Here is a 10,868-nt window from a genome sequence, read left to right as displayed (position 1 = left end):
TCTCCTCGCTGGGCCTAAACCTGCATGAAACCAACCGGACAAGTTGTCTGAGCCAGCGGATGGCCGATCTTTCACCTATGGCCGACCGTCAGGCGAGCCAACGTATCCAATCCGGAGAAACCATGAGCCAGACCCCCATCAACACGCCGCAACCAGTCGCCGGCCAGAACGACCCCAAACGCTTCACTTGGAGCGCATCCAGCCAACAGCGTCGGAGCCAAGCCATGCCGGTGCCGGCGGGCAGCAGCGGCAAGTAAATGCGAACTAATGCGGGCGGAAGCCTCCGCCCGCAGACCTTTGTCATGCAACTGGATCTTCCCCATGTGTTGATGCCCGGAAGCCTGTTGCAAGGCTCCGTCCTGCAATGCCGCCAGGTCTCGCGTACCTATGCCGTGCGGGCGCCCAATGCGGTGTTGCGCACGTTGTATGACTTTGACGGCGTCATGACCCCTCGCCGCTGGCTCGACGCCTGTCAGAAGCGGCAGTGGGATATGCCTGCGGTGTCAGGACTCCTGCAAGCGCTAATCGAAGAAAAGGTATTGGTTTGCGTCCATGACGTGCCGCGTCAACTCTGGGTGCACGCGTCGAACCCAAGGACGATGGGCGAGGCCCCTCTTCCGGCTCAGCTGGCGGAAAGGATGGCCGCAGCGCAGATCAGGCTATCTTGCGTTCCGGCAGCTGGGGCGATCACACTGGACAGCGGCAACTGCGCAGAGGACTTCCATCGGCTGCTGCGCGAGCGCGTGTCCAATCGCGCGTTTGGGCAAGACCCACTCCCCCCTTCAGTATTGACCGCCGTGCTTTGGGCCGCCGCAGGAGTCGTACCAGACCGCGACCGATTTCGCACCGTGACGCCCTCCGCCGGCGCGCTGTATCCGCTGCGGCACTATTACCTGAATCTCCGACCAACCGGCGCCCTGAAAATTGGCGCGTACGCGTTGTCCGCGGCTAGCGGGACCAGCCTGCACTACGTGCCACTGATGTCCGATCTGTCCGCGTTGCAAGCAGCGTTCTCTACTCCGGAGCTGTTGGATCAAGCACAGGGTGTACTCGTTATTGCGGCACAGTTTTCTGATAGCGCCATGAAGTACGGTCCGCGCGCCTTGTCATACGTGCCGCTTGAGGCTGGTCATTCTGCGCAGAACGCATTATTGGCGGCGACGGCCGGCAATTGCAATGCCGTGGAAGTTGGCGGGTTTCTCGAAGACGATCTGGCTGAGATGTTGGGATGCGCGGCCGACATCGTTCCCATCACGACCGTAGTTCTGGGCTCGCCCGGCGCGGCGCGCGAGAGCGAGGGTCCGGCTGAGTTCGACTGGGTAGACGTACGGGACGTCGAAGGAGCGCGGGGATTTTTTCTGTGCCGTGCTCGCCAGGATTCCACCCACCCCTGGTCGTGGGGCCGTGACGTGGACGCTGGACGCGCTCGCACCAAGGCGACCATGGAATCCCGCGAACGTGCCGCCTTATGCAAACCGCAAGGCCTTATTAGTGCATGTGCACAGGAGCTTGCGAACGCCGTAGACCCTGGCGACATATTGCGGTACAGCGCAGCGCAGTACCGACGCCCTGATTTTCCATACCGCCCTCTCGACCCTAGAGAGGAATATTTGTGGAAGGCGGCGCATAGCATCCTGGACGACTTACCGTGCCACATGCTGGCAGACCTGATCTACCTTGATGAGGGCCTCGCGAACCATAGCCGTGCATCGGTCTATACCAGCGCCAACACCTCGGGAACAGCCTCCCACACCAGCATCGCATCAGCGCTGGAGAACGCTGTTCTGGAACTCATCGAGCGCGATGCATTCATGCGCCTTTGGCTGGGCGAGCCAGCCATCGAAGTTCGGGAAGCGGATCTGTCGGCGTCCCTACAAGCGAGATTGCGGCGCCTTCGCCAAGCTGGAATGCGTGTTGTTCTGCGCGATATCGGTCACGCTTACTGCCACGTCGCCTTCTGTTTCGCCCAGTCAGTTGAGCATCACTTTACCCGCGTCGCCACCTGCGCAGGCTACGACTTCGAACTCGCGATGGACCACGCACTGATGGAACTCGAATCGCAGATCTATGTCTCGCTCCACAATCCAAAGCCGCCGCCGATTCGGCCCTCAGAGGTGCGAAACGCTTCCGATCATGCCACGCTCTACAGCCAACGATCGACCTTCAGGCGCGCCGACGCCCTAGCAGAACCTACCAACCTACAGCGGACGCAGCGCGACTTGGCGCACGATTGGCCGACCCTTTTACGGCAGCTTCGCGGCGACGAGCACCGGTTGATTGCCGTCGACCTGACGGACGGCGCTCCGTGCCGTACGCCCACCATCAAGGCCTTCATACCCGGGCTCATCCCCATCAAATTCGGCTACGGAAACGAACCGGCCGGGCACCCTGCCTATCTCTCCCTGATCCGACGGGGCGGCGAGCAGGGGCGCGGGCGGCCGTTCCCACACCCATTCAATTGATAGGCAACGACCATGTCAATGTTCTCCGTTAAAGACGCTCCTGACGCGCTCACTATCGTTCAGCACTTGAAAACGCAGACCCCGTTTGCTGAGGCCAGTGCCGCCCTAAATGGAAAGTCATCCTCCCAACTACTGGAGATACAGCTCCCGCCGGATCTCTATCAAGGCCTGCAGGCCGCTGCACATGAGGCCATTGCCACGCACGGTCTGCACGGCTGGCTGTCGGCGGAAGGGCGGCATCACGACCACAACTATCAATCCTTGTCGCTGGTCTACAACCCCGACATGCAAGACCCGTGGGTCGACGATGTGCATCAGTCGACCTTGGGGACGTCGCTGAATCCCATCAACGAGTTTTTCTACAATTCGGTGCAGCGCCATCGGGGCTTGAAGAACACCTACTTCGACTCTTACGGCTTTCGCGTCCGTACCCCCGCGTCAAACCTTGGAGCACTGGGAAAATTCTTGAATGAGTGCGGGCTGAAGCTGATCCGATCGCGCTTATCGGTGCTGATCGGGGAGCGAGGAGTTACGGGCGATTTCATGGATGGGTGGCACCGCGACGAGCCCGTATTCGAGAATCTGCGGCTGAACATTCCGCTTACGTCGGACCCTGCATACCGCCTGCAGATCGAGCACGACAAGGACACACCACAGCCCGAATCCGACACGATGACGGAACACTTTCTTGCGCCTGGCTGCGCCTACACCTTCAATACCAATATTCCACACAGGGTGTACGTGAAGGAACCGAGCAGTACGCCACGCATCCACCTGGTCCTCGGCTTTGCCCCCTGGTTCGAACATGACGCCGACACCGACAGCTGGGTCGCCAATTCGCACTTTGGCAAGACTCACCCGTTCGATCTGTTGCGTAGCGGCAGACTGCACCCTGCCTTGAAGGCATCCGCATGACAAGAAACATTGTTCTTCTCTCTTCCCATAGCCGGGAGAGCGCCGCCAAGGAAAAGCAGTATCGGGCTGCCGCCAGCAGGCTGGATCTTGAGGTGGCTGGCTACCCGGACTCGAACACGCTCGGAGTCTTTGCCTGCAGCGACTTCCGCAGCGTGGATGCCGCCAATTTGGCTGCACTTCACGGCGTGCCCGGGCCCGAGGTGCTGGCGACCACAATTGCCACGCAGAAGTCTCTCGCCTACCGGTTCTTTGCCCAACGAGGCTTCTCGTCACTTTGGGCACACGCCCCGCTTCGGACAGAAGACCTGAAGCCGGACCTCCCGTACGCCATCATTGTGAAACCCGACAAGGGGAGCGGATCATTTGCCGAACACCCGTGGGCCTACCAACGCTACGACAGCCTGCGACACTTCCATGACTGGCTGGTCGAGCAGCAGTTGCTGGAAGCGTTCCTGGCCTATCAGAACGATCCTAATTCGTGGTATGGCCGCTATCTCACGATGGAATATATCGGCGACAGCGACGTGTATACCGCGGCTGCCGTCGCAGGTCCGAATGGCGTTTCCGTATACGAATGCGGCCGTTTACGGTTCACTGGCGAGGCGCTGCAGTGCGAGTGGATGCTACTCGGGGACCGTCATGCTCGCCACGACCAAATCGGTGAGATGATTCAAGCGCTTTATGACATCGGTCTGCGCCACTCAGTCATCTATATTCAATGCGTCGAAAAGGACGGCCAACTGTGCGCGATAGACATCAATCTGCGCCCGGGGACGATGCCCGATCGCGCATTCCATGGCCTGGGCTTGCCTTTCTATCAGGCTGCATTGGCCTACATGCTGGGAAGTGCCGACTCCCTTGATTTCACTTGGGTCGCCCCCTATGTAGGCATTCGCCGCGTGGTGTTACCCTTGGAGCATGGCCGCCGAAAAGTCGGGTTCGGCGCCGGATGTGTCCCTTTGATTGAAGAGGTCGCTTACGATTCAAACCGTCCCTTCGATCTGGGTCATGCGTGGCCCATGTTTGCGGTAACCGGGCAGGACGCCACCCAATGCGCCCGACTTGCGGAATCGCTGGTCAGTGACATGCGTTTGTCGTCGCTGGCCCCCCTCTGAGGCTTCCCTCCTCACTGATCCTCTATGACTACCCCGATTCCCAGTCTTCCATTTCTAGATCAATACGCCCGGGCGCTTGACGAGGGCGACGCCGACCGTGCGCTCGATATCCTGCTTCAGGCCCGCGAAGATCATCCCGCCTCCGGAGAGACGCTCGCGCTGCTTGCCGCCCAGCATATGCAAATGGGTGCTCCGGACGCAGCGGAGGCGGCGTACATCGCCGCCCTTCAACTGTCCCCTGACCTTGCGACGACGAGATTTCAGCTCGGGTTGCTGCAATACACGAGTGGCCGCCCGCAAACCGCGTTCCAGACCTGGCACCCCCTGGAATCGTTGGGCGAATCGCATTATCTAGTCCTGTTTAAACGCGCGTTCGCTACGCTAGCAATTGACGCATTCGAGGACACTTTGCGGCTCTTGGATATGGGCATGGCGGCGAATCAGGAAAATGCACCGCTCAATCATGACATGCGCATGCTGGTTGGGCAGATCGAGGCGTTACGCACCCATACGTCCGACGCTCCGCAAGACGAGGCCGCGACCCAGTTTGTCTTGGCATCCTACAAGCAGAATCTGTAGGGCCAATCATGATTGACGGCATTGGGCGGCTGGCCCAGCTTATCCAGCAGCGCGCGGTATCTGGTTCGCGCGCTGCAAACACCGGCCGGACGGGCAAGTCTGTCACGGCCTCCAAGGCGGCGGAGCCTCCCGCCTTTACCGAATTGCTAAAGCGGGTGGCAAGCCTGGCGCCGGACGACCCGGAACGCGAGCGCAAGGCGTTTCGATATTTTCTGGAAGCAGCGCTCGTCTCCGACCTGGGCGCGAATCTCATCAACGATTCGAAATTTCATCAGCTTGTGGACATCGTGCAGCAACGCATGGAAGCCCAACCAGAATTGCTGGCGGCTAGCCGGCGTGCAGCGCGGCTGCTTCTGGACATACCCACGGAGGCCTAGGTCGTTACTGCTTGATCCAGTCGATGAGGGAACGGCCGTCTGGGGCTTCCACGCCTCTCAAAGCCCTGTCCGCCATCGCCTGGAACTCCTCTGGTCGACGCAGTGCGCCGGCCAGCACGGCCTGCGCGAATCTGGCGGACAACGCCGCCGGGTCGAGCCGCAATGCAAGTTCAATATGGCGCGCGGCATCGGCGCCTCTGTTCTCGAGCGCATAGGCAACTGCGACGGCGCCATGACTCTCGCCGAAATTCCGGTCCAGCGCCAAAGCCTGTTCGAACGCGGCCCTTGCCTGCGCGACGTTGCCGAGCAACAGGCCTGCCCACCCTAGCCCGTGCCAGCTTCCTATGTGCGCCGGCATCAGCATCGTCGCACGCTGGAAATCCGCGGCAGCGGCGGCGCCATCCTGCATGAGCAAATGGGCAATGCCGAGCGACGACCAAGCGCGCCCTTCCCGAGGCCTTTGCTGCACCACCCGCGTCAACGTCGAGATGGCACCCGAAGCATCCTTCGCCGCAAGCGCCAACGCCCCGGCGGCAGTCAGCGCTTCGGGCGAATCGGGCAGCGAGGCCAAGGCGACGGCAGACCAACGCCGAGCCGCCTCGAACTGACCGGAATCGATCGCTATCAGGCTCAGCACACCAGCCGCCTCAGGATTACGCTCCAATGTTCCCGCGTTTCCCTCCCCCGCCGATAGCGCCGCTTCCAATCGCCCCGTAAAGTGCAGGGTCCGCAGCCGGTTCGCCCAGGCATGGTCGGGCAGATCGCCTATCCCCTCGAACTGAGACCAGATGGTCTCGGCCTCATCATGTTTCCCCGCGTAATGCAGTAAGCCGGCAAACGCCGCACGCACGTCTGGATCCTGTGGAAACCGCCGGCAAAGCTCCGCCTGCGACGCCAGAGCCTCATCCCAACGTCCTTGGGCTGCCCGCAGCGAAGCGCGCCGGTATTGCAGATACGGATCTTCGCCCGCTGCAGCCTGCGCTTGGTCCAAGTAACCCTCCGCCCGTTCGTGCAGCCCCAGGGTCAACGCCAGTTCAAAGGCTTCTACAGCCAGCGATGTGTTGTCCGGATCTTGCTGTAGGTATCCGTCGTAGCGGTCCAGACGGTCAATGGGATTCGACATGATGCGGCTTCCTATGCAGCAAGGTTCATTCAACGATCAAGCGTAACGCGATCCGCGACGCTAAAAATCAACGGAGGATTGCTGATATCGCCCTAGCTCCTGGCGAAGCATTTCCAGTGCACGCTTATGCAACTGCGAAATTCTTCCCTTCGTCAGGCCCATTTCGGCAGCGATATCCTGGAAGGCGACATCTTGCATGTAATGCGCCCGCACGATGTGGCGCTCGCGTTCCGGTAAGGCGGATACCAATGCAATGACGCGGTCCCTCAACTGCTTGAGCTCGACCTGCTCGTAGGCGCCCAAACCGTTTCCAGTTTCCGACTGCTGCCATTCGATCAAGCCGGAACCCTCCAGCAGCACGCCAAGCGCCACGCCAACGCCTACGGCGGCGAGCCGCCGGAACAGGTCCTCGGCCGACTCTCCTGCCGCGACGTCATCATCAAGTTCAGCAAGTGACGCCGCGCGCTCTTCGTGATTTGCCAGCCGGCGCTGAATGGCCACCTGCTGCTGTCGTTCCGTCAATTTTTCCAACCCGTTCAGGATGGAGCCGGTCATACGTGTCGTCGCATAGGTCTTGAAAGAAGCACCCAAGCCGGGCTGATAACGATCCACGCATTCCATAAGCCCGAGCGACGCGTACTGCAAATAGTCATCGAACTCGAAATCCTGCCCGCCGCGGCGGGCATACATGCGCGCCGCGATCGCCCGCGCGTAGGGCAGATAGCGGGTGACCAACCGGTCGCGCGTCGCTTGATTTGGCTGCGCGCGGTAGATCCGCCAAAGCGCATCATCGTCCGCAGGAACAGGCCATTCCGGATCATGAAGGGTAGCTGTCATGTGACCTCGGCGCTCAATGGAAGGATCCTATCGTCGACCGGAGCACCAGCCCCCAACCGTCAATTAGCACAAACAACAGAATCTTGATCGGCAAGGAAACGGTTACTGGTGGCATCATCATCATTCCCAGGCCCATGAGCACGCTGGAGACAATCAGGTCGATCAGCAGGAATGGGAGAAAAATGACGAAGCCGATCTGAAACGCCACTCTGAGTTCCGACAACATGAAAGCCGGAATGAGCTGCACGTTGCTGACCTGTTCAAGCGTTTCTGGCTTTGCGGCCCCTGAAAGATCCAGCATTAGCGCAAGATCTTCTTCCCGAGTCTGCTTGACCATGAACGCCCGCATAGGGCGCACCGCGCGGTCATATGCGTCCTCGGCAGAAAGGGTGCCCTGCATGAAGGGCTGCAGCGCGTGCTGATTCACCTCTTGAATCACCGGCGACATGACGAATAGCGTCAGGAACAGGGCGAGTCCGAGGAGCGCAGCGTTCGGAGGAGTCTCTTGCATGCCGAACGCGTGGCGCAACATCGACAACACAATGATGATGCGCAGGAACGCCGTCATGCACACCAGCATGGCGGGCAGCAAGCTCAGGACAGTCAGTCCGATAGCGATTCGAAGCGCCGTGGCGGTTTCCGGACTGGAGCCGGCCGACAAGCCCATCGCGGCGTTCAGTTCCACCGCCGGTCCGCCCGACGTGGCGGCAAGCGCACCGCCCGCGAACACGAGCATCGCCACGCCGCACGACGCTGTCAACGTGCGAACTGTGGATCTCATGAAACGCTCCCCTCGGCGTCGCCGGGCAAAGCGTCACGCGCAATCTCACGAGCTTCAGTTTGGCTGACGGAGAGCAGGATCCGCTGACCGCCGAACTCGACCACCTCGAGCCTGACATTCTGGTTCAGGCGCGTTCCGCCCAGGCTCCGAACCGGCGGAATGGCTGGTTTGGCCCAGTTGCGGATACCGCCGCGCTTGCGGCACCAAAGCACCGACACGCAAGCCAACAGCGCAAGCACGATAGCCAGTGCCCAGGACCATGACTGCAGCCCGGACGTCAGGGCGCCATCGCGCGCCCATGCCAACGGTGTGCCCGGACTCATGCCAGCGAACGCAGGTCCAAGGGCAGTTCGGTCACCCGGATACCGAAATGATCACCGACGGCCACAAGCTCGCCCCGAGCCACGATGCTGCCTTCCAGCATCAGATCCACGGGTTCATCCACCTTGCGGTTCAGGGCGAACACCTGAGCCGACTTCGCGTTAATCAGGTCACCGACCGTCAACTCAACGTCGCCTACGCGCACAGACAACGTCGCCTTGACACTGTGAATTGGGTTGAGATTGCGAATGGCCAAGGGGGTCAGATCAGCCGACGCTTCCACGTTTTCCGGGAAATCGAGGGGCTGAGCCATTGCGCCTGCAAGATCGCCATGGTTGATGGTCAACGCTGTACTCCTAATGAAGTCGAAGAAGAATCGTGGGCGGTATCAGGACGCCGCACGGTCCAGACGAATTGCCTTTTGAGGTCCGATCCGAGACAAATGCGCTTGCGCGACCGGGGACGCGTCTTCCGCGTACAGGGTCGTTGGTTCATCGAGCTTGTGGTCGAGCGCGATCACGTCGCCCACCGCCAGCGAACATAAGCTGCCGATTTCAAGCCGAACCGGACGCAGTGCCACGGCGAGCGCAATCGCTCGCGCGCCCAGGACATCCTGTATGGGGACCAACGGCGAGGAAGGAGAGAACGGCACGCGGCCGGCAATCGACCTGGCCACGCCGGCGCTTAAAACAATCCACAATGCCGCATCGCCGATCCTCACCGACACGCTCAGGCTCCCGCTTTCAAGCCTCGGAGGCAGGGACGAAGCTTGCGCATCGTCCCTCGCTATCCAGGCGAAATGTGCGCATAACGTCTCCACCACTGCGCGTCCCGCCTGGCGCGCGACAGACAGCGACATCGGGCCCGCAGCACGCGTCATCGGCGAAGCGTTCCGATCGTCATCGCACACGGCAACCGCCAGCGCGCGCGCCGCAGTTTCAGGATGCGACACCCAGACCCCATCCTCGTCACCATCACCCGTCACGCACTGCCAACTGGCCGAGTTGGCCGTGTCGGGCAAGGACGCGGGTTCCACACGCAGAGCGTCTGCGGCGACACCCCATTGTCCACACCAACCGAGGAGAGCCTTCCTTACGGAGTCTGCCGTTCGCTCCATTTCCGCATGGGTCCACCAGGCAATCGTCCAAACCGTCATCAACGCCTGCCCTTCATGTCGAACAGCGACTGGATCAAATCGTTCGCCGTGGAAATTGTCTGAGATGCCGCTTGATATCCTCGCTGCATGACGACCAGATCACTGAATTCCTGCGACAGGTCAACGTTCGATCCCTCAACCTTGCCACTTTCCAGCCGCCCGAATCCATCCCCTCGAGGATTGCCCAGGACGCGCGCGTCGGGGTTCGTCAGCACAAACTGGCTTCCGCCGACCGGCGATAGCAGATCTTCGGATGAGAATCGCGCAAGCGCGATCCGTCTGCCCTGGACCGACTGCCCATTCGAGTAGCTGATGGACAACACACCCGACGCGTCAAAGGCCACACCCGTCGCGCTACCGGCCGCATATCCATCCTGCTTCTGAACTGTCAGCGTCGATGTCGTACCTGACGCGAAAGACGTCACCCCGTCGCTGAAGTCCAAGGTGATGGCCTGGGCTCCTTGAGACGGCAGCAGATAGTTCACCGTAATCCTGGCGGAATTGGGGTCTATCCGGCCATCCTTGAACACCAGCGTTCCTTCGCCCAAGTTGGTTGGACCATCGGCGATCGTCACTTTCCAAGTGCCCGGCTGGGTTGCGCCCTGATTGACGAACGTCACCTTAAGCAGATGCTCGGCGCCGGTCCTGTCGTAGATCTTGACGGCCGTCAGCTCATGATCTGTGCCGGTCGAAGAAAGATATCCGGTGAACTGTATCGACGACGTTGGGCTTGCAGGTGACGTCATCAGGCCAGCCAACGATATCTCTCCCTGCGCCCCCTTTCCGTCCCGGTCCGAGCCCAACACCAACGAGCCATCACTTTTGTTTCGCAGGATCCCATCGTCGCCAAAATCGAACTGGCCGGCCCGCGTGTACCTGAGCTCTCCGTCGTCCCCCCTCAACATGAAGTAGCCGCCTCCATCCAGCGCAAGATCAAGACTGCTTCCTGTCTGGCGCGCCTCGCCCGGACTGAAATCTATCCGCGTGCCAAACGTATTGACGCCGCCGCCCGCCCCATTGTTGCCGGGTCCTTGCCGGTCGTGCTTGTACGGCACGTTGGCGCTGAACTGCTCTTCAAACAGCACCTGGGACTTCTTGAATCCCGGCGTGTTCATGTTCGCCACGTTGTTGCTGATGGTGCGCAGGCCCTTCGAAAAGCCGTTCATCCCCGCAAGGCTCAACCAGATACTGTCCAGCATGTT

General features: G+C 60.8%; 13 protein-coding genes. 6 read left to right on the top strand and 7 right to left on the bottom strand.

From position 1 onward, the window contains the following. Positions 1-122: 122 nt before the first annotated feature. Genes FBY20_RS27975 through FBY20_RS14720 form a run of 6 tightly spaced genes read left to right on the top strand, consistent with a single transcriptional unit; the run spans position 123 to position 5,448 of the window. Entirely contained in the window at positions 123-257 is a 135-nt protein-coding gene (locus FBY20_RS27975; protein WP_255452354.1) for a hypothetical protein, read from the top strand. A 45-nt stretch (positions 258-302) separates the two neighbouring features. Continuing rightward, positions 303-2,462: a YcaO-like family protein gene (locus FBY20_RS14740; protein ID WP_160144411.1), complete on the top strand. Its 2,160-nt coding sequence runs from the start codon at positions 303-305 to the stop codon at positions 2,460-2,462. Positions 2,463-2,474: 12 nt separating this feature from the next. Further along, positions 2,475-3,377: a hypothetical protein gene (locus tag FBY20_RS14735; RefSeq protein WP_142053065.1), complete on the top strand. Its 903-nt coding sequence runs from the start codon at positions 2,475-2,477 to the stop codon at positions 3,375-3,377. Further along, positions 3,374-4,492, top strand: a complete 1,119-nt coding sequence (locus FBY20_RS14730) for a hypothetical protein (RefSeq protein ID WP_142053063.1) — start codon at positions 3,374-3,376, stop codon at positions 4,490-4,492. Before FBY20_RS14735 ends, FBY20_RS14730 begins: the two co-directional genes overlap by 4 nt. 24 nt (positions 4,493-4,516) lie before the next feature. Continuing rightward, positions 4,517-5,071 carry a tetratricopeptide repeat protein gene (locus FBY20_RS14725; protein ID WP_142053061.1) on the top strand — a complete coding sequence of 185 codons (555 nt, stop codon included), beginning with the start codon at positions 4,517-4,519 and terminating at the stop codon, positions 5,069-5,071. An 8-nt stretch (positions 5,072-5,079) separates the two neighbouring features. Further along, complete coding sequence (locus tag FBY20_RS14720; RefSeq protein WP_142053059.1) at positions 5,080-5,448, top strand: hypothetical protein; 369 nt, start codon at positions 5,080-5,082, stop codon at positions 5,446-5,448. 4 nt (positions 5,449-5,452) lie between these two features. Here FBY20_RS14720 and FBY20_RS14715 read toward each other — a convergent pair whose 3' ends face one another. From FBY20_RS14715 to FBY20_RS14685, 7 genes are all read right to left on the bottom strand, one after another. Beyond that, positions 5,453-6,571 carry a tetratricopeptide repeat protein gene (locus FBY20_RS14715; protein WP_142053057.1) on the bottom strand — a complete coding sequence of 373 codons (1,119 nt, stop codon included), beginning with the start codon at positions 6,569-6,571 and terminating at the stop codon, positions 5,453-5,455. Between the two features lie 60 nt (positions 6,572-6,631). Then, on the bottom strand, positions 6,632-7,408 hold the full coding sequence (locus FBY20_RS14710; RefSeq protein WP_142053055.1) for a sigma-70 family RNA polymerase sigma factor: 777 nt from the start codon (positions 7,406-7,408) through the stop codon (positions 6,632-6,634). Positions 7,409-7,421: 13 nt separating this feature from the next. Then, the gene (fliP, locus tag FBY20_RS14705) at positions 7,422-8,189 is read right to left on the bottom strand and encodes a flagellar type III secretion system pore protein FliP (protein ID WP_142053053.1); all 768 of its coding nucleotides are present in this window, start codon (positions 8,187-8,189) and stop codon (positions 7,422-7,424) included. Beyond that, positions 8,186-8,512 (bottom strand): flagellar biosynthetic protein FliO, encoded by a 327-nt coding sequence (locus FBY20_RS14700; protein ID WP_142053051.1) that lies wholly within the window; start codon positions 8,510-8,512, stop codon positions 8,186-8,188. The genes fliP and FBY20_RS14700 overlap by 4 nt, the downstream gene beginning before the upstream one ends. After that, entirely contained in the window at positions 8,509-8,856 is a 348-nt protein-coding gene (locus FBY20_RS14695) for a FliM/FliN family flagellar motor switch protein (RefSeq protein WP_255452353.1), read from the bottom strand. Before FBY20_RS14695 ends, FBY20_RS14700 begins: the two co-directional genes overlap by 4 nt. A 42-nt stretch (positions 8,857-8,898) precedes the next feature. Continuing rightward, positions 8,899-9,531, bottom strand: a complete 633-nt coding sequence (locus FBY20_RS14690) for a FliM/FliN family flagellar motor C-terminal domain-containing protein (RefSeq protein ID WP_160144410.1) — start codon at positions 9,529-9,531, stop codon at positions 8,899-8,901. Between the two features lie 134 nt (positions 9,532-9,665). Then, entirely contained in the window at positions 9,666-10,865 is a 1,200-nt protein-coding gene (locus tag FBY20_RS14685; protein ID WP_142053047.1) for a flagellar hook protein FlgE, read from the bottom strand. Positions 10,866-10,868: the final 3 nt, after the last annotated feature.

Source organism: Achromobacter sp. SLBN-14 (assembly GCF_006715415.1).
GTDB classification, from domain to species: domain Bacteria; phylum Pseudomonadota; class Gammaproteobacteria; order Burkholderiales; family Burkholderiaceae_B; genus Achromobacter; species Achromobacter mucicolens.
The sequence above is the reverse complement of the archived record's forward strand: the minus strand, read 5'-3'. Positions and strand labels throughout refer to the sequence as shown.